This is a genomic window from Aquabacter sediminis, assembly GCF_028863665.1.
Classification (GTDB): domain Bacteria; phylum Pseudomonadota; class Alphaproteobacteria; order Rhizobiales; family Xanthobacteraceae; genus L1I39.
In genome coordinates this window covers 278,659-298,096 of sequence record NZ_JARBFX010000005.1, presented here as the reverse complement: position 1 = coordinate 298,096, position 19,438 = coordinate 278,659, and the positions used below count along the sequence as shown (strand labels likewise).

The following is a 19,438-nucleotide window of genomic DNA, read 5'->3' as shown; positions in this document are numbered from 1 at the left end:
GGATCAGTCCGGCACACCGGCGGCCAGCTCTCGCGTGAGGTCCGCCGCGCTGGCGATGCGGCTGACCGCCACCGCCTGTCCCGCCCACAGATTGGTGAAGTCTGCCGCGCCCTTGGCTTCGGCCGCTTGCCGCAAGGGCGCCAGCATGCCGCCCGCCGTCGGGAAGGCGGGCGCATGGGTGCTGAGAGGCCCCACCTCGCGCATCAGGCGGTTGAGGATGCCGCGTGCGGGACGGCCGGTGAAGAGATTGGTGAGCGCCGTCTCATCCCCCGCCGCGCCCTCCAGCGCCGCGCGATAGAGCGCGTTCACATTGGCCTCGCGGGTGAAGAGATAGGCGGTGCCCACCTGCACGGCGGAAGCGCCCAGCGCAAAGGCCGCCGCGACGCCCCTTTTGTCGGCGATGCCGCCGGCGGCGATCACAGGCACGGAGACCGCATCCACCACCTGCGGCACCAGGGCCATGGTTCCCACCTGGCCGGCCATGTCGTGGGTGAGGAAATTGCCCCGATGCCCACCCGCCTCGGCGCCCATGGCGATGACGGCATCCACGCCTTGGCTCTCCAGCCAGATGGCCTCGCGCACCGTGGTGGCGGAGGACAGGATCCGCGCGCCCGTCCGCCGCACCCGGTCCAGGAGGTGCGACGACGGCAGGCCGAAATGGAAGCTCACAACCTCCGGCCGCAACTCCTCCACCACCGCGCAGAAGGCGTCATCGAACGGCGCGCGGCCGGGGCCGGCGGGGGGCACGAGGTCAGAAAGGCCGGCTTCGTCATAAAAAGGCTGGAGCCGCGCCCGCCAGGCGGCCTGGGCGGCGGGGTCCTCGGCCGGGTTGGCATGGCAGAAGAAGTTCACATTCAGCGGCCGGTCCGTGCGGGCACGGATTCCCAGGATCGCCTCGCGCAGCTGGGGCACGGCGTATTGGGCCGAGGGCAGCGAGCCGAGCCCGCCGGCCTCCGCTACCGCCACCGCCATGTCGGGGGTGGAAGAGCCGGCCATGGGGGCCTGGATGACGGGCAATTGGATACCGAACAGATCGGTGATGCGGTGATCGGCGGGCATGGGGCCTCCCCTTTTTCGGCGCACCTTACACCAAGCGCGCCGCCCTGCCCCCTGCCAGGGACGGCGGTTCGCGTCTATGTGTGGGGAAGGCAAAATGAAGGAGAGGGTGGGATGGACATCACGCATGCGGGCGAACGGCCCTCGCTCACGCCGTCCGCGGACTATTTCACCGGCACGGTGCGCCAGGATCCCCTGTTCCAGCCGGATGCGCCGGCCCGCGTGGCGGGGACGCTGGTGACCTTCGAGCCCGGCGCCCGCACCGCCTGGCACACCCATCCGCTGGGCCAGACGCTCATCATCACCACTGGCTTCGGGCGCGCGCAGCGGGAGGGCGGGCCGATCGTGGAATTGCGGCCCGGCGACGTGGTGTGGTTCCCGCCCGGCGAGAAGCACTGGCACGGCGCCGCCCCCGACACGGCCATGAGCCACATCGCCATCCAGGAGCGCCTGGACGGGCGGGCGGTGGACTGGCTGGAGCATGTCACCGAGGCGCAGTATCTGGGAACCTGAAACGAAAAGGCCGCCCCGGTTGCCCGGCGGCGGCCTTCTTGTGCGAGGGAAAGGCCTCAGCTGCCCTTGCGATCCTTCAGCTGGGGCACGAAGAGGTCGGTCCAGTTGGCCGGCTTCACCTTGATGGAGCCCGCCTGGTACATGAAGTCGGCGATCTTCATGATGCCTTCGGGGGTGGTGGAGAACCAGGTGTCCTTGTCCTGGAGCATCTCCAGGAATTCTTCCTTGGTGGTCTTCACCTTGGAATTGCGCACATAGATCTCCGCCGCCAGCGGCTTGTCGCGTTCGATCAGGGCGTTGGCCTCGTCGAGGGCGTCGATGAAAGCCTGGACCATCTTCGGATTGGCATCCACGAAGCGCTTGGGCGCGAAGGTCACGTCCATGGTGAGGCGGCCGATCACGTCCACGGAGCTCGCCACCCGATGCACCTTGGGGTCCTTCAGCTCCAGATAGGCGAAGGGCGGGGAGGTGAAGTGGGCGGTGATCTCGGTCTTGCCGCCCACCAGCGCGGCCAGCGCCTCGGGATGGGGCAGGCCCACGGTCAGCGGGTCGAGCTTGGCATAATTGGCGGGGCCGAACTCATGGGCCGCCATCATCTGGAGAATGACGGCGGACAGCGAGGTCTTGATGCCCGGCAGGGCGATCTTGTCGGAGGACTTGAAGTCCTTCAGCGACTGGATGGCGGGGTTGTTGGAGTTCATCCACAAGGCGGTGGAGCTGAGGCCGCTGACCCCCACCACTTCCACATTGGGAATGCCCTTGGCCTTGGCCCACAGCGTGATGAAGCCCGGCGCGCCGGTGCCGGCCAGATCCAGCGAACCGGCCATCATGGCGTCATTGATGACATTGCCGCCATCCAGCATCAGCCAGTTGACCTTCACCGCTCCAAGGCCCGCCTTCTCGGCGTGCTTTTCCAGCAGCTTCTGGTCTTCCATGACGATGAGCGGCAGATAGAGGATGCCGTATCCCTTGGAAATGCGGACTTCCTTGACCTCGGCGCGGGCCGCGCCCATTCCACCGGCCACCAGGGCAAGGCCGAGGGCGGCGGCGGTCACATGCTTCATGAAGCCCATTTTGTCCTCCCAATCTATTGAGTTTAGACGGGCGCCCCGGTTTTGGCGTGGGGCGCCCTTATGCGTGAGGGGTCAGTGCTGAAAGGTCAGTGCTGCATGCCCCAGCGGCGCACGGTCTTGCGCTCGATGGTGGCAAAGCCCACGTTTTCCACCACGAGGCCGATCAGGATCACGGTGAAGAGGCCGGCAAAGACGTTGGCGGTTTCCAGCTGGTTGCGGTTCTCGAAGATGAACCAGCCGAGCCCGCCATTGCCGGAGGAAACGCCGAACACCAGCTCGGCGGCGATGAGCGTGCGCCAAGCGAAGGCCCAACCCACTTTCAGGCCCGTCAGGATGGCCGGGAAGGCGGCGGGGATGAGGATCAGGCGCACCAGCTTCAGGCCCCGCAGGCCGTAATTGAGGCCCACCATGCGCAGCGTGTTGGACACGGCGCGGAAGCCCGAATGGGTGTTGAGCGCGATGGCCCAGAGCACCGAATGCACGAGAACGAAGATCACCGAGCCCTTGCCGAGGCCGAACCAGATCAGCGCCAGCGGCAGAAGCGCGATGGCGGGCAGCGGGTTGAACATGGAGGTCAGCGCCTCCAGCAGGTCCGCTCCCAGCCGCGAGCCGATGGCGAGCGTGGTGAGCACGGCGGCGAGCGCCACGCCGATGCCATAGCCGATCAGCAGCGTTTCCAGCGACACCAAAGTGCGGGCGGGAATGACGCCATTGCGGATATTCTCGAAGAAAGCGCTGAGCGTTTCGGTGAAGGTGGGAAAGAGCAACGGGTTGCCCAGCCAGCGTCCATAGCCTTCCCAGATCAAGGCCAGCACAATGAGAATGAAGGCCTTGCGCACCGCGCCGATGCGATAGATCCGCTCGAACAGGGATAGGGAGGCTTCCACTTCCACATGACCGAGGGGGGTGTCCGGATTGACGATCTCCGGACGCAGAACAAGCGTCTCGCTCATCTTGGCGTCTCCTCAGTGGTGCCCGAACAGCATGTCGTTGATGCGGGCTTCCAGCTCCGCGGCGGGAGTGGTGCCCATCTGCTCGGCCGGCACGCTGTTCAGCTCGGCCCGCACCCGTCCGGGATGGGGAGAGAGCAGGAGGATGCGCGTGCCGATCTTGATCGCCTCCTCGATGGAATGGGTGACGAACAGCACGGTGAAGCGCGTGTCCTCCCACAATTGCAGCAGCTCGTCCTGCATCTTGCGGCGGGTGAGCGCGTCGAGCGCCGCGAAGGGCTCGTCCATGAGGAGCACGTCCGGCTCCATGGCCATGCCGCGGGCAATGGCGACACGCTGCTTCATGCCGCCGGAGAGCATGTGGGGATAGCTGTCGATGAACTTGGTCAGGCCGACCTTGTCGATATAGGAGCGGGCGCGCTCGCGGGCTTCCACCTCACTGGCGCGGCCGGAGGAAGTGAGGGCGAAGATGACGTTCTCGCCCACCGTCTTCCAGGGCAGGAGCTGGTCGAACTCCTGGAACACCATCATGCGGTCGGGGCCGGGCTCGCGCACTTCGTTGCCCTTCAGGCGGATCTTGCCCTCGGTGGGGCGCAAGTATCCGCCAATGGCCTTCAGCAGAGTGGACTTGCCGCAGCCAGACGGCCCAAGAAGAACGAAGCGGTCTGAATTATAGACCTTGAATTCGACGCGATATGTCGCCGTCACCAGCGTGTCAGGCGTCTTGTATTGCAGCGTCACGCCTTCAACCGAAAGCAAGGGCGCAAATTGAGTCTCGGATGGATGCAGTGTCATCGTCCCTCCCGTGCGACAAGGCGCGTTCTTTTTTCTTGGTGCACTCAGGCAACCTTGCTTAGGATCATAGCCGGCATCGCTGACACGAACCTGACCGGGACTGACAATCGTGCGCATCCTGCTGGTGGAGGACACGGAGGAGATCGGCCGCGCGGTGGCGAGCCGCTTCGAGCGCGTGGGCTATGCGGTGGACTGGGAGACCGACGGGCGCACCGCCAGCGAGCTGATCGAGGTGCAGAGCTATGATCTGGTGGTGCTGGACGTGATGCTGCCCAACATGGACGGCTTCACCGTGCTGAAGAATCTGCGCGGGCGCGGCCTGCGCACGCCCGTGCTGGTGCTCACCGCCCGCTCGGCGGTGGACGACCGCATCAGCGCGCTGGATCTGGGCGCCGACGACTATCTCACCAAGCCGTTCGATTATCGCGAGCTGGAGGCCCGTGCCCGCGCCTTGCTGCGCCGGGCAGCGGGCATGTCGGACAACACCATCAAGGTGGGGCCGCTCGTCATCGACCGTGCCGGGCGCACGGCGGCGGTGGCGGGCCAGCCCCTGGACCTCACCCGGCGGGAACTGACCGTGCTGGAAATCCTCGCCTCCAAGCCGGGGCGCTATGTCTCGAAGGAAGAATTGGTGGAGCAATTGTTCGGCTTCGACCAAGACCCGAGCCCCAATGCGGTGGAGCAGTTTGTCGCCCGCCTACGGCGCAAGCTCACCGGAACCCCCGTGGAAATTCGCACCGAGCGCGGCCTTGGCTATCAGCTCCTCGCTTCGTGAGCTGCGCGCCTCGCTGCGCGCCCGCGTGCTGTTCATCGTCGGCGCGCTGCTGGCGGTGGGCTCGCTCATCCTGTCCATCGCCGCCTGGCAATATGCGGCGCTGGCCGCCCGCGATGCCTATGACAAATTGCTCATCGGCGGGGCCATCCAGATCGCGGAGAACATCTATCTCCAGGGCGGGGTGGTGGCCCTTGATCCGCCGGCCGCGGCCTTCTCCACGCTCTCGGCCTACGACCTCGTCTTCTACAAGGTCACGGACGGGCGCGGCGTGGTGGTGGCGGGGCATGACGACCTTGCCGCCGACGTACCCCCCGGTGCCGCCCGCGCCGGCGTGGTGCTCACCGATGGCATGTTTCGCGGCCACACGGTGCGCATCGCGGTGCTCGCCCGCAAGCTGGAGAATGCGCCCGGCGACGGCTGGATCGAGATCGTGCTCGCCCAGACCCTGGATGCCCGCAATGCCCTCGCCTTCGACCTGACCTTGAAGGCACTGGCCATGATCGCGGCCATGAACACGCTGGCTCTGGTGGCGACCGCTCTGTGCCTCGGTCTCGTCTTCGCGCCGCTCACCCGCATCGAGGCTGAGATAGCCGGCCGCCGGCCCGATGATTTGCGCCCCATCTCGGTGGCCGCGCCCCCGGAAGTGCGGGCACTGGTGGGCGCCATAGACGGCTTCATGCAGCGGCTCGACACCCGGGTGCGCATGATGCAGCGGTTCATCGCGGACGCCGCCCACCAGATCCGCACGCCGCTGGCCGCCATCGATGCGGAAGCCGAGTTGCTGGCGGCGGGGAGCGCCAATCCCGAGGAATTGGAGCGGCTGCGGAACCGCGTGTCCGATCTCGGGCGGCTCACCAGCCAGTTGCTGGACCACGCCATGATCCTGCACCGCGCCCAGTCGCCGCGCTTCACCGAAGTGGATCTCAATGCGCTGGCGAAGTCCGTTCTCTCCCAGGCGGTGCCGTTGAGCCTCGACCGGGAGGTGTCCATCGCCTTCCTGCCGCATGAGGACCCCGCAACAATCGCAGCGGACGCCATCAGCGTGCGGGAGGCGCTGTCCAACCTCATCCACAACGCGCTCGCCCATGGCGCGCGCACGCGCCTCACCGTGGCGGTGGAGGATATCCCCTCGGGCTTCGCGCTGGCCGTCACCGATGACGGGCCGGGCATCCCGCCGGAGGCGCGGGCGCACTTGTGCGAGCCATTCCAGAAGGGCGTGGCCTCCCATGGCTCGGGGCTCGGCCTTGCCATCGCCGTGGAGGTTGCCCGCGCCCATGGCGGCGCGCTGGTGCTCTCGGGCGGCGAGGGCGCATTTCGCGCCGCGCTGCTGCTCCCGGAGCATCCGGCGGGGGCGGCGGGGAGGGGGTGAAAACCGGCGGAAAAAGCGGGCCAAATCACGCGAAATTAAGTCGCTGATTTTAAATAGCTTTGCACCTCATTCGTAATGAGGTGTCCGCCGCCTCTTCGCATGCGGGAGGCGGCGGCAAAATCCCGCGTCAGTGGTTGGAGCGGGTGGCCTCGTAGAGGAACCAGGTACGCCGCTCGGCCTCGTCGATCCAGTTCTCGATCAGGCTGGTGGAGGCGATGTCATTATGGTCCTCGCACACCGCATGCGCCTCGCGCAGATAGGTGGTGAGGGCGATGTTGTCCTGCGCCAGTTCCGCCAGCATGTCAGGAGCGGTCACATAATCAGCCTCATTGTCCGGGATGCGCTGGAGACGGGCGATGTGGCCGATGGAGCGCAGCGTCGTGCCGCCCACCTTGCGCACCCGCTCGGCGAGATCATCGGTCGTGGCGAAGATCTGCGCGCCCTGCTCGTCCAGCATCAGGTGATAGTCGCGGAAGTGCGGGCCGGAAACGTGCCAGTGGAAGTTCTTGGTCTTCACATAGAGCGCGAACATGTCGGCCAGCAGCCGGGTGAGCGCGGCGGCGATGTCCTGGGTCGCCTCGGCGCCGAGATCCGTGGGGGTGCGCAGCGGGCCGAGGCGGCGCTCGCGAGCGGAGGCGGCGGCGGTGTCCGACAGGGGCGCGGGCTTGGTGGCAGCGGCCTTTGCAGGGGCGGCTTTGGGGGCGGCTTTGGGAGCGGTGGCTTTGGCGGGCGCCTTGGGCGCGCTGCTGGCTTTCGACGGGGTGCCGGTGCGGCTGCTCTTGGACATGGCCATGGAAAACCTCTTCTTCGCTTTTCGCGCGCCCGCCGGGGATGGCGGACCGGGCGCGCGGCCGGTGGCCGGGCGCCAGGGCGACCACGCCCATGCAGCATCCGGCCCGCACGCGAGCCGTGGGCATAACGCCCGGCCACGCCGAAGGTTGCCGCGCCCTCGCATTTTTCTCGGCCCGAGTCCCTTGCAGAGGGGAAGCGATTGACTCTGGCTCCTACATGCTACATGTAACATGCAGGAGGACGGATGATGGACGGGGCAAACACGACGGGCGCGGCCCGCTATGACGCGGTGGTGTTCGATCTTCTGACCGCGCTGATCGATTCCTGGTCGCTGTGGAACGACATTGCCGGCACGCCGGAGGCGGGGCTGCGCTGGCGGCGGAAATATCTCGAGCTCACCTATGGCTGCGGCAGCTACCGGCCCTATGAGACCCTGGTGGCGCAGGCTGCCGAGGCCTGCGGCTTCCCGGTGGACTGGGCGCAGGCGCTGGCGGAGCGTCAGGCCGAGCTGACCTGCTGGCCGGAGGCGCAGGGCGTCCTCGCCCAACTCGCCGGCAAGGTGCCGCTGGGCATCGCCACCAATTGCTCTCGCACGCTGGGCGCCATTGCGGTGGCCCGTACCGGCACCGACTTTGCCGCCGTGGTGACGGCCGAGGATGCCGGCTATTACAAGCCCCGCCCCGAGCCCTATCGCGCGGTGCTCGAAAAGCTCGGTGTCGACCCCGCCCGCACCCTCTTCGTCGCCGGCTCCGCCTCCGACGTGCCGGGCGCGCGCGGCGTGGGCATGTCCGTCTATTGGCACAATCGCATGGGCTTGAGGCCGGTGGATGCGGCCCGGCCGGACTATATTGCCGATTCCCTCGACCCTCTCCTGAAGCTGGTGTGACATGGAAGCGGCCCCCTCCCCCCTCGGCCTTGCCGCGCGGGATCTCGAAACCCCGGCCTTGCTGCTGGACCGCGCGAAGCTCGAAGCCAATGCGGCCCGCATGCGGGCGCGCTGCGCGGATCTCGGCGTGCTCCTGCGCCCCCATCTGAAGACGGCGAAATCCGTGGAGGTGGCTCGCGTGGCGCTGCCCGACGGGCCAGGGGCCATCACCGTCTCCACGCTGAAGGAAGCCGAATATTTCGCCGCCGCGGGCTATAAGGACATCCTGCTCGCCACCGCCATCGCGCCCGGCAAGTTCGCCCGCGCGGCGCGCATCGGCGCATCGGGGGTGGACCTGCTCCTCGTCACCGACGCTTTGTCCGTTATCGAGGCGGCGGAAGCGTTCTGCGTCGAGGCGAACACGCGCCTCTCCTTCCTGGTGGAGATCGATTGCGGCGAGCACCGCTCCGGCCTCCTGCCCGACGCGCCGGACGTGGTGACGCTGGCCCGCGCCATCCACGACGCGCCGCATCTGGATTTCCGAGGCGTCATGACCCATGCCGGCCATTCCTATGGCAGCGACCAGATCCCCGACGTGGTGGCGCTCGCGGCCATCGAGCGGGACGCGGCGGTGGGCGCCGCTGAGGCCATTCGCGCGGCGGGCATCCCGGTGGAGATCGTCTCCATCGGCTCGACGCCCACGGTCCTTCATGCCGACCATCTGGACGGCGTCACCGAGGCGCGGGCGGGCATCTATATGTTCTGGGACCTCGCCCAGCTCTCCCGCCACATGTGCGCGGTGGAGGACATTGCGGTGTCCGTGCTCTCCACCGTCATCGGCCACAACCATGCGGCGGGCGCGCTGATCCTGGATGCCGGGGCGCTGGCCCTCACCAAGGATATCGGTGCCAACAAATTCCTGCCCGATGCCGGCTATGGCTATGTCTGCGATGCCGTCACCGGCGAACGCCTCGGCGCCCTGTCGGTCACCGCCGTCCACCAGGAGCACGGCCATGTGCCGGTGGACGACGAAACCTGGTTCGCCCGCCTGCCCGTGGGCGCGACCGTGCGCATCCTGCCCAATCACGCCTGCCTGACCTGCGCGGCCTATGACCAGTATGCGGTCATCGCCGACGGCAAGGTCAGCGCGCTCTGGCCCCGTATTTCCGGCTGGTGATCCCTATGACGAACCCCACCCAACCGCCCCTCACCCGCGTCATGAGCCGCGAGGCTCCCGCCCCCGGCGGGCATTATTCCCAGGCCATCGTAGCCGGCGGCACGGTCTATGTGTCCGGCCAATTGGGCCTGCTGCGCGGGCAGGACCCGAGCCGGTCGCTGCGCGAGCAGACCCTGTTCGCGCTCGCCAGCATCGAGGCCATCCTCAAGCCCGCCGGCTGCGACCGCACGCGGGTGGCCAAGACCACCCTCTACATTTCCGACATTGCCGGCTGGGATGAGGTGAACGCCGCCTATGCGGACTTCTTCGGCGACCATCGCCCCGCCCGCTCGGTGGTGCCCACCGGGCCCCTGCATTTCGGCGCCAAGGTGGAGATCGAGGCCATCGCCGTGATCTGACCACAAGACCAGGACCCAAACCGGCCCGCAGAGGCCGGAGCAACCGACCAGACAGGAACAAACGATGCGACAGGTTCAGGCACAGACCGTGCCGGACGCTGAACGCCCCATGCTGGCCGTCACCGGCCTGCATCTGGGCTATGGCGGGCCGGCGGGGACCGTGACGGCGGTGAAGGATGTCACCTTCACCGTGGCGCGCGGCGAGACGGCCATCCTGCTCGGCCCCTCCGGCTGCGGCAAGTCCACCATCCTGAAAGCCGTGGCGGGCTTCCTCTCGCCGCTGAAGGGCACGCTCCATGTGAATGGCCGCGCGGTGGACCGGCCCGGCCCCGACCGGGCGGTGGTGTTCCAGGAATTCGACCAGCTCTTTCCCTGGCGCACGGTGCTCGACAACATCGCCTATCCCCAGCGCCGCATCGGCCGCAGCCGCGCCGCCGCCGATGCCCGCGCCCGCGATTTGCTGGCGCTGATGAAGCTGGAGCACGCGGCGGACCGCTTTCCCCACCAGCTTTCCGGCGGCATGAAGCAGCGCGTCGCCATCGCCCGCGCCTTGGCGCTCGACCCGGCCATGCTGCTCATGGACGAGCCCTTCGGCGCGCTTGATCCGCAGACGCGCCTCCGCCTGCAACTGGAATTGCTGGAGATCGTGCGCCGGTCGCAGGCGACCGTCCTGTTCGTCACCCATTCCATCGCCGAGGCGGTGCTGCTCGGTGACGACATCATCATCCTCGACGGCCACCCCTCCGGCATCAAGGAGATCGTGGACGCGCGGGCGGCGCGGGAGCCCTCCTCCCCGCGCGCGCTGGAGATCGGCCGCCATGTGGCGGGCGTGATGGGAGAAGGAGCAAGCCATGTCCATGGCGACTGACGCCGCCCCCGCCTCCCGGCCGGGCCGGAAACTGCGCTGGGCCGCCTTGCCCGTGGCCCTGCGCCGGGCGTTGCAATTCCTCATGCTCATCGCGGCGTGGGAAGCCTATACGCGCACTTCGGGCGTCGACCCGCTCATCTTCCCGCCGCCGCTCCAGGTGGGGCAGGCGCTGGTGGAAGGCTGGACCTCCGGGCGCCTCGCCCAGGCGACCCTCACCACCCTGCAATTGCTCGCCCTGTCGCTGGCCATCGGCATGGGGCTGGCGCTCATCTTCACCGTCCTCTCCCGCGTCTCCACCTTCGCGGACGATGCGGTGGAGCTGTTCACCTCCATGCTGAACCCGCTGCCCTCGGTGGCCATGCTGCCCATCGCGCTCATCTGGTTCGGGCTCAACGTCAATGCGCTGATCTTCGTGGTGGTGAATGCCGTGCTCTGGCCGGTGACGCTGGCCCTCTCCACCGGCTTTCGCACGGTGAACCAGACGCTGGTGAATGTGGGCCGCAACATCGGCCTGAGCTGGTGGCGGATGATCACCGATGTGCTCTTCCCCGCCGCCTTGCCCCACACCATGACCGGCATCAAGACCGGCCTTGGCTATGGCTGGCGCACCATCATCGCCGCCGAACTGGTGTTCGGGGTCTCCGGCGCCAAGAGCGGGCTCGGCAACTTCCTCAATGACGCCCGCTACTTCCTGCGCACCGACGAGGTCTTTGCCGGAATCATCTCGGTGGCCCTCATCGGCATCACGCTGGAACTCGTCCTCGCCGCCATCGAGCGCCGCACCATCGTGCGCTGGGGCATGAAGCAGCAATCCTCGACCCAAACCACCAGATAAGGGACCCGCCCATGATCACGCGCCGAACCCTCCTGCTCAGCGCCGCCGGCACCCTGTGCGCCCCCGCTCTGGTGCGGGCGCAGGCCACCAAGGTGACGGTGGCCATGCTGCCGGGCCTGTCCTATGCCCCGCTCCTCATCGCCAAGGCCAATCGCCTGGTGGAGGCGAAGGTGGGGCAGGTGGAGATGGATTGGAAGACCATCGCCTCCTCCGCCGCCATCCGCGAGGCCATGCTGGCCGGCGACGTTCAGGTGGGCGCGGGCTCCGTCGCCCCCTTTCTGGTGGGCCGCGACCGGGGCTTCAAGGTGAAGGCCGTCTCCGTGCTCAACCGCACCAATCTGTGGCTGGTCACCAATGACCCCGCCATCCAGTCGGTGAAGGACTTCAAGCCGGGCCAGAAGATCGCCGTGCCCGCTCCCGACACCAACCAGGCCTTCGTGCTGCGCAAGCTCGCCCTCCAGGCCTTCGGCGATGCGCGGGCGCTGGACACCAACATGCTTGCCATGCCTCATCCCGACGCCTTGCAGGCGGTGGTGACCAACCAGATCGCAGGCTACATGTCCTCACCGCCCTTCCAGTCCCAGGCGGTGGCGCGCGGGGCGCGGCGCATCGCCGACAGCAAGGAGGCCTTCGGCCCCCTGCCCTTCGCCCTGTCCTTCGCCACGGAGAAGTTCGGCACGGCGCGTCCCGACATCATCGCGGCCCTGCAAGGGGCCATCGCCACCGCCATCGCCCTCATCGCCAAGGACCCGCTGGAGGCGGGGCGCATCGTGGCGCAGGAGATGGGCGGCCGGCAGACCGCCGAGGAGGCCATGGCCCTCTTGAAGGACCCCGACACCGACTTCACCGACAGCACCGCCGGCATCGAGGGCCTCGCCGACTTCATGAAGCAGACCGGCTTCCTGCGCACTGCCGTCACCGGCATCGACGAGGTGACGTTCAAGTAGGCCCCTCGCGAGGGGGGCCCCGCCATTCCGCCGGGAGGACAAGCCCCGGCGGGACGGTCTATACCGAACGGACAACACGGCTTCACGGGCAAGGGATCTGAGGGACGAATGGACAAGCTGCCCAAGCTGCGGCCCGCCATGCGGCTGGTGGATGCGGTGAGTGAAAAGCTGAAGGAAGCCATTTTCGAGGGCGGGCTGAAGCCCGGCCAGCAACTCTCGGTGCCGGAACTCTCCCGCCAGCTGGATGTCTCCCGCAGCCCGGTGCGCGAGGCGGTGCTGAACCTCGTCGCCAACGGCCTGGCGGTGGAACAGCCGCGCAAGGGCGTGGTGGTGGTCACCATCGAGCCGCGCGACCTGCTGGAAATCCACGAGGTGCGCGAATTCGCCGAGGCGCTCTCCGCGCGCCTGTGCGCCGAGCGCATCGATGAGGCCCACATGGCGCAACTGGACGAGATCCTGGAGCGGCAGGCGAAGTCCGTTGAGGACAATGACGCCGAGGCCTATTTCGCCACCAATGCGGAGTTTCACGCGGTGATCGGCCAGCAATCGGGCAATGGCCGCCTCTATGACCTGCTCCAGACGCTGGAAGGCCAGATGCGGGTGGGCCTCAAACGCGTGTCCGGCGACGTGGACCAGCGCGCCCGCGCCCTCCAGGAGCATCGGGAGATCCTCGCCGCCATCGCCGAGCGCCGCCCCGACGACGCCGAGCGCCTGATGCGCCGGCACATCGCCGCCACCAAGGCGCAGCTGGAAGCCTCGCTGGCCGCAGAACCCACGAGCAAGGCCCGCGCAAAAATCCCATCGGCAAAGGCGCCGGGAAAATCCCGGCGGTCCTGACACCGCGCCTCCCGCCGACCCTTCACGAAAACGCGACGGCCACGCCGGCGCGTAACGCGCCGCACACCGCCCGCGTATGGCCCTGTGACCCCCGAAAGCCGCCGGCTCCCCCGGCCGGTCGGCGGGGCGCCACAGCCAAAAGCGGACCATGGACGACCGGCCCCATTTCATCCCCAAGCCGCGGACGCTGGCCGCCCGCGCCCGCCTCTCCCGCCGCTCGCCAGCCACCGCGTTGGCGCCGGCCATCGATGTCTCGGCCACCTATATCCGCGATGCCGATAACGGCTATCGCACCGGCCATGTCTATGGCCGCAAGGACAACGCCACGGTCCAGCAGGCGCAGGACGAGCTGGCGGAGCTGGAGGGGGCAAGCGAGGCGCTGCTCTTCACCTCCGGCATGGCGGCGGCCACCACCGTTTTCCTCGCCCTTGCCCCCACCCATGTGGTGGCCCCGCGCGACATGTATTTCGGCTTCAAGCTGTGGCTCACCGAGGCCGCCCGCTACGGCCATCGCGTCACCTTCGTGGACATGGCCGATCTCGACGCGGTCCGCGCCGCCGTGCGGCCGGGGGAGACGGGCCTCGTCTGGATCGAGACGCCCAGCAATCCCTTATGGACCCTCACCGACATCGCCGCCGTGGCTGATATCGCCCACCGGGCCGGCGCGTTCCTGTGCGCGGATTCCACCGTGGCGACGCCGGTGCTCAGCCGTCCCCTGGACTTTGGCGCCGACCTCGTCATGCATTCGGCCACCAAATATCTGAACGGCCATTCGGACGTGATCGCCGGCGTGCTCGCGACCTCCGGCGAGAGCGATCTGTGGCGCCGCATCCGGCAGGTGCGGGAGCATCATGGCGCCGTGCTCGGCCCGTTCGAAGCCTGGCTTCTCATGCGCGGCCTGCGCACGCTGGACCTGCGGGTGCGCGAGCAGAGCCGCAGCGCGGCGCGCCTCGCCGTGCGCCTCACCTTCCATCCCGCCTTGTCGGACGTGCTCTATCCCGGCCTTCCCGAACATCCCGGCCATGCCATCGCCGCCCGGCAGATGGCGGGGGGCTATGGCGGAATGATCTCGGTGCGGGTGAAGGAGGGCGCGGCCGCGGCCATCGCGGCGGCGGGGCGCGTGCGGCTCTGGCACCGCGCCACCTCGTTCGGCGGCTCGGAGAGCCTCATCGAGCACCGCGCCTCCATCGAGGGGCCGGGCTCGCCGTGTCCCGACGACCTGCTGCGACTGTCGGTGGGCCTGGAGGACCCCGACGACCTGTTCCACGACTTGGCCCAGGCCCTCGACAATCTGCTGCCCGACCTCCCTTCCCGCTCGACCCGATGAGGTGACGCCATGTCCACCATCGCCCTCGCCATCCTGTGCAAGACGCCCCGGCCGGGCGCGTCCAAGACCCGCCTCTCCCCGCCTCTGGCGCCGGAGGAGTGCGCGGCGCTCTCCGCCTGTTTCATCCGCGATCTCGCCCGCACCCTAGCCAACCTGGACGCTGAGGGACGGGCGCGGGCCTATGCGGTCTATACGCCAGTGGGCAGCGAAGCGGCCTTGCGCGCCTTGCTGCCGGAGGGGGTGGGCCTGGTGCCGCAGGGCGAGGGCGACCTGGGCGCCCGCCTCGACCGGGGGGTGGCGGATCTGCTCGCTGCCGGCCATGGGGGCGCCATCCTGATCAATTCCGACAGCCCCACCTTGCCCCCCGCTTTGCTGCGCGAGGCGGTGGCGGCGCTGGAGGAGGGCGCGCCGGTGGTGGTGGGGCCGGCGCTCGATGGCGGCTACACCTTTATCGGCATGACCTCTCGCGAGCCGCGCCTATTCGCCGACATCGCCTGGAGCACCGAGACGGTACTGGCGGAGACGCTCGCCCGCGCGGAAGCCATCGGCCTGCCGGTGCTCGTCCTCGCCCCCTGGTACGACGTGGACGATGCGGCGACCTATGCCCTGCTGGAGGACGACCTCGCCGGCCGCCCCCTGCCCGAGGCGCTGCGCCATGCCGGCGCGCCGGCCCCCGCCACCGCCGCCTTCCTCGCCGCCCGCCAAGCGGGCCGGGAGGCGGCGTGATGGCGCGGGTGGATCTGTCTTCTGTGGCCGTCATCATTCCCTGCCTGAATGAGGAAGAGGCCATCGCCGACGTGGTGCACGACGTGCGTGCGCAAGGGGTCGGCGCGGTGATCGTGGTGGATAACGGTTCCACCGACCAGACGGCGCGCAACGCCCGCCTTGCCGGCGCGCACGTTGTGGCGGCACCGGAACGCGGCTATGGCCGGGCCTGCGCGGCGGGTGTTGCGGCGGCACCCGCCGCCACGCCGGTCCTGTGCTTCCTGGATGGGGATGGCAGCGACGTGCCCGCCTTCCTTGGGGACGTGGCCGGGCCGGTGATTGCCGGCACCGCCGACTTCGTCATGGGCTCGCGGCTGCGCGGCCATCGCGAGCCGGGCAGCCTGACGCCCCAGCAGCTTGCGGCGGGGCGGCTCGCGGGGGTGCTGCTCCGCGCCACCTATGGCGTGCGCTTCACCGACATGTCGCCGCTGCGCGCCATCCCCGCCGACTGCCTCGCCGCCCTCGGCATGGGTGAGGAAACCTATGGCTGGAACCTGGAAATGCAGATGCGCGCCGCCGCCTTCGGCCTCGTGTGCCTGGAGGTGCCGGTGGACCATCGCTGCCGCCGGGGCGGGGTCTCCAAGGTGTCCGGCAATCTGGTGGCGGGCCTGAACGCCGCCTTCCGCATCACCCTCACCTTCCTGCGGCTGGCCCTGACCTTGCGCCGCGCCCGCACGCCGCCCGCCCCCCTCCCAAGGACTTCGCCATGACCATCCTGCTCACCGGCGGCGCCGGCTTCATCGGCACCCATGTGCTCGCGACGCTCCTGCGCAACGGGCACGAGGTGCGCGTCCTCGACAGCCTGCGCGCCGACGTGCACCGCTCCGGCGACTGGCATCCGCCCCCGGGCGTCGCCTTCCTCAGAGGCGATGTGCGCAATCCCGCCTTGGTGATGGAAGCCCTGGAGGGGGTCGATGCGGTGGTGCATCTGGCCGCCAAGGTGGGGCTCGGAGTGAGCCTCGACGACATGCCCGATTATGCCGGCACCAACGACACCGGCACCGCCATCCTGCTCGCGGCGATGGCCCGGCAGGAGGTGCCGCGACTGGTGCTCGCCAGCTCCATGGTTGTCTATGGCGAGGGGCAGGCGGACTGCGCCGAGCATGGCGCCGTCACCCCCGCGCCCCGCAGGCCGGAAGACCTTGCCGCCGGCCGCTTCGAGCCCCGCTGCCCCCATTGCGCCCGCCCGCTGGCGCACCGTTTGGTGGATGAGGCGACGCCGTTTGATCCGCGCAATGCCTATGCCACCTCCAAGATGGCGCAGGAGCTTTATGCCGCCAATTGGGCGCGCATGACCCAAGGCAGCGTCGCCGCGCTGCGCTACCACAATGTCTATGGGCCGGGCATGCCGCAGGACACGCCCTATGCGGGGGTGGCCTCCCTCTTCGCCTCGGCCTTGCTCAAGGGCGAGGCGCCGCGCGTGTTCGAGGATGGCGGGCAGCGGCGCGACTTCGTGCATGTGCGCGACGTGGCCTCCGCCACGGTGGCGGCCCTGGAGCGCCATGAAACAGGAGTCGCCGCCTTTAATGTGGGATCGGGCACGCCGCGCACGGTGGGCGAGATGGCGGACGCCCTCGCCACAGCCCTTGCCGGCCCCCGGCCGGTCATTACCGGCGCCTTCAGGCTGGGGGATGTCCGCCACATCACCGCCGATTCCCGCCGCCTGCGCGACGTTCTGGGATGGCGGCCGCAGGAGGACTTCGCCGCCGGCATCGCCGCCTTCGCGGCCGAGGCCCGCGCGCGCGCGGCGCCCACCCGGCGCGCCTCGTGAGCCTGCCGGGCGCGCTGGCGCTGATCCTGTCGAGCGTGGCGCTCAATGCCTCGGCGCAGGTGCTCCTGCGCTGGGGCGCCCGCGTGCCGCAGGCCGAGAGCGGGCTTGCGGCGCTCGCCCTGTTCGTGGTGCGGCCGGGCATCCTGGCGGGGCTCGCCTGTTACGGCCTCAGCCTGCTCATCTGGCTGCGGGTGCTGCGGGAGGTGGATGTCTCCTTCGCCTATCCCTTCCTCGGCCTCGGCTTCGTGCTGGTGGCGCTGGCGGGGACTTTTCTCCTGGGCGAGCCCATGCCGCCCGCCCGCATGGCCGGCACGGCGCTCATCGTCGCCGGCGTGGTGGTGCTCTCACTGTCCTGATCCCTCAGCCACATAGATGCGCCAGCGGCCGGGCTCCTCTTCGACGAGCCGCAAAGCGGGGACGGCGCGGAACGGATCTTTGTCCCAGGCCCCATCCTGCGGCGTCACCACCAGCACCCGGCAGCCGAGGTGATGCACCATCGCCGCCACGTCGCCCGCCTGCGGCGTGCCGGCGAAGACGCGGGCGAACAGGTCGGTCAGCTCCTCCCGGGCCTGCGGCGACAACGGCGCGAAGGCCAGCGCCAATTCGTTGCCCGCAAAGCAGGAAGGTCGGTTCGCCAGCAGCGCCCAGGAGATGTTCACCGGCCAGGGGGTCATGTCCGCGAACGAGGCGGGATTGTTGGCCACCCGGTCGCCCGGCCCCGCATGGCGGCGCACCGCCGCCCAGAGGTCAGGCGCCCGGGCGAAATCCTGCGCAGATGGGGACGGCACGCCGCGCAGATTTCCCACTGCGATGACGGCCCCGCCGGCAAGACTCGCAACCGCCGCCAGGGCGAGTGCACATAATGGCGCGCGGGCGCGCCTGCCGATCCACTCCGCCGCCTGCGCGGCAGCGGCCGGAATGAGGATGAGAAGCCCGGGCAGGACGGCGCGCCAGCCCAGGTCATTATTCTCCCCCGCCGTGCTCACCAGCACCCAGCCGCCCACAAGGCTCACGAAGGCGAACAGGGCCAGCAGGCGGGTGAAGCGCGCATCCTCCCCCCGGCCGCGCAGCAGCCAGAGGGTGCCGGGCAAGAAGACCAGAGGCAGTTCCAGCGGCAGGAAGACGAGCCAATAGGCCGGCACATCAAGAAGCTGGCGCACGGTATGCGGCAGATCGGGCGCCAGCACGGGATAAAAGCCGAGCATCAGCGGCACCCCGCCCCCCCGCGCGGCCGCAGCCTCCGCCTGGGCGTGCAGCAGGGGGGCGCTCAGCCCCAGGGCGAGCAGCGCCGCGCCAAGGCACAGCGCCAGAAAGGCCAGACGCCGCCGGGGTGGCAATCCGCGCAGAAGCGCCAGCACCACCGCGCCGCCAGCCAGAGCCAGCGTGATGCCACCCACCCAGAGCGACGCCTGGAAACCCGCCGCCAGAACCAGCGCCAGCACAAGGCCCGTCACCAGCGCCTCCGGCCGGCCAGCGCGCGTGGCAAGGCGCTGAAACAGGCCGAGCGCCAGCAGCGCGCAGCAGGCAGCCATCACATGATGGGGGCTCCAGCTCACCTGGAACAGCCACCCCGCCAGACCGCTCGCGGGCTCCAGCACCTTGTCGAGGATCGCCTGCCCCACCAACGCCGCCAGCACGGGGCGAAGCGAACCGGAGAAGGCGGCCACGAGGACCAAGGTCGGCGCGAGCCGTCCCGGCCGCAGGCGCGCCGCCAGCCCGCCCATGAGGCAGAGCGCGGCAAAGGCGGTGAACCAGCTTCCCGCCGCATCCGCGGCCCAGCCCATGGTGCCGGTGAGACCAGCCAGTTGGGCAGCGCCAAAGTGCCAGAGATAATAATAGGATACGGCGAGCGGCGCGCCGCCATAGACGGGATCTTCGGGAGGCACACCCTCCCGCAGGATGGCATCGATCAGCGCCACCTTGGAATGATCGAAGAGGGGCGCGGAGAGCAGCACGCCGCTATCTCCCGCCTTCGGCCACACCGCCGCCGCCGGCAGCAAAGCGATGAGGGCCGCCGCCCCGGCGAACAGCAGCACCGGCGCCACCCCTCCCCGCTCCCCAGGCCGCGGCGCGGCAAGAAGCGCCAGCGCGCCGACCAGCAGCGAGGCCGCAAGGCTCGTGGCGTGCGAGAAGCCAAACAGCTGCGCCATCGGCAAGGCCAGCGCATTCTGGACCGCCCAGCCGAGCGCGGGCGCCAGCGCGAGGCTGCCCCCGAGCCCCAGCCGCAGGCGGGTGGCGAGGAGCCATCCCGGCCCGCCCCACAGGACGAGCGCCAAGGCGGCGCAGGCGAGGACGGAAGGCAGGCTCAGCATGGCATGAGGCCGT

Annotated in this window: 21 protein-coding genes; 15 read left to right on the top strand and 6 right to left on the bottom strand. The window is 69.2% G+C overall.

Going from position 1 to position 19,438, the window contains the following annotated elements; translation table 11 throughout:
- Positions 1-3 precede the first annotated feature (3 nt).
- A complete protein-coding gene (locus tag PV781_RS12390; RefSeq protein ID WP_274775932.1) occupies positions 4-1,059 on the bottom strand; it encodes an NAD(P)H-dependent flavin oxidoreductase in 1,056 nt (351 codons plus the stop codon).
- Positions 1,060-1,170: 111 nt separating this feature from the next.
- Here PV781_RS12390 and PV781_RS12385 point away from each other — a divergent pair, with 111 nt between their 5' ends.
- Positions 1,171-1,569 carry a (R)-mandelonitrile lyase gene (locus PV781_RS12385; RefSeq protein ID WP_274775931.1) on the top strand — a complete coding sequence of 133 codons (399 nt, stop codon included), beginning with the start codon at positions 1,171-1,173 and terminating at the stop codon, positions 1,567-1,569.
- A 56-nt stretch (positions 1,570-1,625) separates the two neighbouring features.
- Here PV781_RS12385 and PV781_RS12380 read toward each other — a convergent pair whose 3' ends face one another.
- The 3 genes from PV781_RS12380 to PV781_RS12370 all read right to left on the bottom strand — a co-directional run bounded on the left by PV781_RS12380 (position 1,626) and on the right by PV781_RS12370 (position 4,387).
- A complete protein-coding gene (locus PV781_RS12380; RefSeq protein WP_274775930.1) occupies positions 1,626-2,642 on the bottom strand; it encodes an ABC transporter substrate-binding protein in 1,017 nt (338 codons plus the stop codon).
- An 86-nt stretch (positions 2,643-2,728) separates the two neighbouring features.
- Complete coding sequence (locus PV781_RS12375; RefSeq protein ID WP_274775929.1) at positions 2,729-3,595, bottom strand: ABC transporter permease; 867 nt, start codon at positions 3,593-3,595, stop codon at positions 2,729-2,731.
- Between the two features lie 12 nt (positions 3,596-3,607).
- A complete protein-coding gene (locus PV781_RS12370; RefSeq protein ID WP_274775928.1) occupies positions 3,608-4,387 on the bottom strand; it encodes an ABC transporter ATP-binding protein in 780 nt (259 codons plus the stop codon).
- A 109-nt stretch (positions 4,388-4,496) separates the two neighbouring features.
- Between PV781_RS12370 and PV781_RS12365 the strand changes: the two genes are divergently transcribed.
- Together PV781_RS12365 and PV781_RS12360 are read left to right on the top strand one after the other, a co-directional pair.
- On the top strand, positions 4,497-5,162 hold the full coding sequence (locus PV781_RS12365; RefSeq protein ID WP_274775927.1) for a response regulator transcription factor: 666 nt from the start codon (positions 4,497-4,499) through the stop codon (positions 5,160-5,162).
- A complete protein-coding gene (locus PV781_RS12360) occupies positions 5,137-6,531 on the top strand; it encodes a sensor histidine kinase (RefSeq protein WP_274775926.1) in 1,395 nt (464 codons plus the stop codon). Before PV781_RS12365 ends, PV781_RS12360 begins: the two co-directional genes overlap by 26 nt.
- A gap of 127 nt (positions 6,532-6,658) precedes the next feature.
- Here PV781_RS12360 and PV781_RS12355 read toward each other — a convergent pair whose 3' ends face one another.
- A complete protein-coding gene (locus tag PV781_RS12355; protein WP_425532397.1) occupies positions 6,659-7,318 on the bottom strand; it encodes a Dps family protein in 660 nt (219 codons plus the stop codon).
- A gap of 249 nt (positions 7,319-7,567) precedes the next feature.
- On the opposite strand from PV781_RS12355, the gene PV781_RS12350 reads away from it, so the two are divergent.
- The 12 genes from PV781_RS12350 (at position 7,568) to PV781_RS12295 (ending at position 17,469) form a co-directional block, all read left to right on the top strand.
- A complete protein-coding gene (locus PV781_RS12350; RefSeq protein ID WP_274775925.1) occupies positions 7,568-8,209 on the top strand; it encodes an HAD family hydrolase in 642 nt (213 codons plus the stop codon).
- Between the two features lies 1 nt (position 8,210).
- Positions 8,211-9,365, top strand: coding sequence for an alanine racemase (locus PV781_RS12345; RefSeq protein WP_274775924.1), 1,155 nt, complete (start codon positions 8,211-8,213; stop codon positions 9,363-9,365).
- Between the two features lie 5 nt (positions 9,366-9,370).
- Positions 9,371-9,763, top strand: a complete 393-nt coding sequence (locus tag PV781_RS12340) for a RidA family protein (protein WP_274775923.1) — start codon at positions 9,371-9,373, stop codon at positions 9,761-9,763.
- Positions 9,764-9,827: 64 nt separating this feature from the next.
- Positions 9,828-10,631, top strand: a complete 804-nt coding sequence (locus PV781_RS12335; protein WP_274775922.1) for an ABC transporter ATP-binding protein — start codon at positions 9,828-9,830, stop codon at positions 10,629-10,631.
- Positions 10,615-11,466: an ABC transporter permease gene (locus tag PV781_RS12330; protein WP_274775921.1), complete on the top strand. Its 852-nt coding sequence runs from the start codon at positions 10,615-10,617 to the stop codon at positions 11,464-11,466. The genes PV781_RS12335 and PV781_RS12330 overlap by 17 nt, the downstream gene beginning before the upstream one ends.
- Positions 11,467-11,477: 11 nt before the next feature.
- On the top strand, positions 11,478-12,413 hold the full coding sequence (locus PV781_RS12325; RefSeq protein ID WP_274775920.1) for an ABC transporter substrate-binding protein: 936 nt from the start codon (positions 11,478-11,480) through the stop codon (positions 12,411-12,413).
- 108 nt (positions 12,414-12,521) lie between these two features.
- Positions 12,522-13,250, top strand: coding sequence for a GntR family transcriptional regulator (locus PV781_RS12320; RefSeq protein WP_274775919.1), 729 nt, complete (start codon positions 12,522-12,524; stop codon positions 13,248-13,250).
- Positions 13,251-13,398: 148 nt separating this feature from the next.
- A complete protein-coding gene (locus PV781_RS12315; RefSeq protein ID WP_274775918.1) occupies positions 13,399-14,577 on the top strand; it encodes a trans-sulfuration enzyme family protein in 1,179 nt (392 codons plus the stop codon).
- A 9-nt stretch (positions 14,578-14,586) separates the two neighbouring features.
- Positions 14,587-15,303, top strand: coding sequence for a TIGR04282 family arsenosugar biosynthesis glycosyltransferase (locus PV781_RS12310; RefSeq protein ID WP_274775917.1), 717 nt, complete (start codon positions 14,587-14,589; stop codon positions 15,301-15,303).
- Positions 15,303-16,052, top strand: a complete 750-nt coding sequence (locus PV781_RS12305; protein WP_274775916.1) for a glycosyltransferase family 2 protein — start codon at positions 15,303-15,305, stop codon at positions 16,050-16,052. Before PV781_RS12310 ends, PV781_RS12305 begins: the two co-directional genes overlap by 1 nt.
- Positions 16,049-17,113, top strand: a complete 1,065-nt coding sequence (locus PV781_RS12300; protein WP_274775915.1) for an NAD-dependent epimerase/dehydratase family protein — start codon at positions 16,049-16,051, stop codon at positions 17,111-17,113. The genes PV781_RS12305 and PV781_RS12300 overlap by 4 nt, the downstream gene beginning before the upstream one ends.
- Positions 17,110-17,469, top strand: coding sequence for an EamA family transporter (locus PV781_RS12295; protein WP_274775914.1), 360 nt, complete (start codon positions 17,110-17,112; stop codon positions 17,467-17,469). The genes PV781_RS12300 and PV781_RS12295 overlap by 4 nt, the downstream gene beginning before the upstream one ends.
- Here the strand turns inward: PV781_RS12295 and PV781_RS12290 are convergent.
- Entirely contained in the window at positions 17,458-19,425 is a 1,968-nt protein-coding gene (locus tag PV781_RS12290) for a hypothetical protein (protein WP_274775913.1), read from the bottom strand. The genes PV781_RS12295 and PV781_RS12290 overlap by 12 nt on opposite strands.
- Between the last annotated feature and the right edge of the window lie 13 nt (positions 19,426-19,438).

Coding starts and splice junctions, on each gene's coding strand:
- PV781_RS12330 (WP_274775921.1), top strand. CDS start 10,615: ATGTCCATGGCGACTGACGCCGCCCCCGCCTCCCGGCCGGGCCGGAAA.
- PV781_RS12315 (WP_274775918.1), top strand. CDS start 13,399: ATGGACGACCGGCCCCATTTCATCCCCAAGCCGCGGACGCTGGCCGCC.
- PV781_RS12305 (WP_274775916.1), top strand. CDS start 15,303: ATGGCGCGGGTGGATCTGTCTTCTGTGGCCGTCATCATTCCCTGCCTG.
- PV781_RS12390 (WP_274775932.1), bottom strand. CDS start 1,059: ATGCCCGCCGATCACCGCATCACCGATCTGTTCGGTATCCAATTGCCC.
- PV781_RS12320 (WP_274775919.1), top strand. CDS start 12,522: ATGGACAAGCTGCCCAAGCTGCGGCCCGCCATGCGGCTGGTGGATGCG.
- PV781_RS12335 (WP_274775922.1), top strand. CDS start 9,828: ATGCGACAGGTTCAGGCACAGACCGTGCCGGACGCTGAACGCCCCATG.
- PV781_RS12385 (WP_274775931.1), top strand. CDS start 1,171: ATGGACATCACGCATGCGGGCGAACGGCCCTCGCTCACGCCGTCCGCG.
- PV781_RS12345 (WP_274775924.1), top strand. CDS start 8,211: ATGGAAGCGGCCCCCTCCCCCCTCGGCCTTGCCGCGCGGGATCTCGAA.
- PV781_RS12375 (WP_274775929.1), bottom strand. CDS start 3,595: ATGAGCGAGACGCTTGTTCTGCGTCCGGAGATCGTCAATCCGGACACC.
- PV781_RS12325 (WP_274775920.1), top strand. CDS start 11,478: ATGATCACGCGCCGAACCCTCCTGCTCAGCGCCGCCGGCACCCTGTGC.
- PV781_RS12290 (WP_274775913.1), bottom strand. CDS start 19,425: ATGCTGAGCCTGCCTTCCGTCCTCGCCTGCGCCGCCTTGGCGCTCGTC.
- PV781_RS12370 (WP_274775928.1), bottom strand. CDS start 4,387: ATGACACTGCATCCATCCGAGACTCAATTTGCGCCCTTGCTTTCGGTT.
- PV781_RS12340 (WP_274775923.1), top strand. CDS start 9,371: ATGACGAACCCCACCCAACCGCCCCTCACCCGCGTCATGAGCCGCGAG.
- PV781_RS12300 (WP_274775915.1), top strand. CDS start 16,049: ATGACCATCCTGCTCACCGGCGGCGCCGGCTTCATCGGCACCCATGTG.
- PV781_RS12355 (WP_425532397.1), bottom strand. CDS start 7,318: ATGTCCAAGAGCAGCCGCACCGGCACCCCGTCGAAAGCCAGCAGCGCG.
- PV781_RS12350 (WP_274775925.1), top strand. CDS start 7,568: ATGATGGACGGGGCAAACACGACGGGCGCGGCCCGCTATGACGCGGTG.
- PV781_RS12380 (WP_274775930.1), bottom strand. CDS start 2,642: ATGGGCTTCATGAAGCATGTGACCGCCGCCGCCCTCGGCCTTGCCCTG.
- PV781_RS12310 (WP_274775917.1), top strand. CDS start 14,587: ATGTCCACCATCGCCCTCGCCATCCTGTGCAAGACGCCCCGGCCGGGC.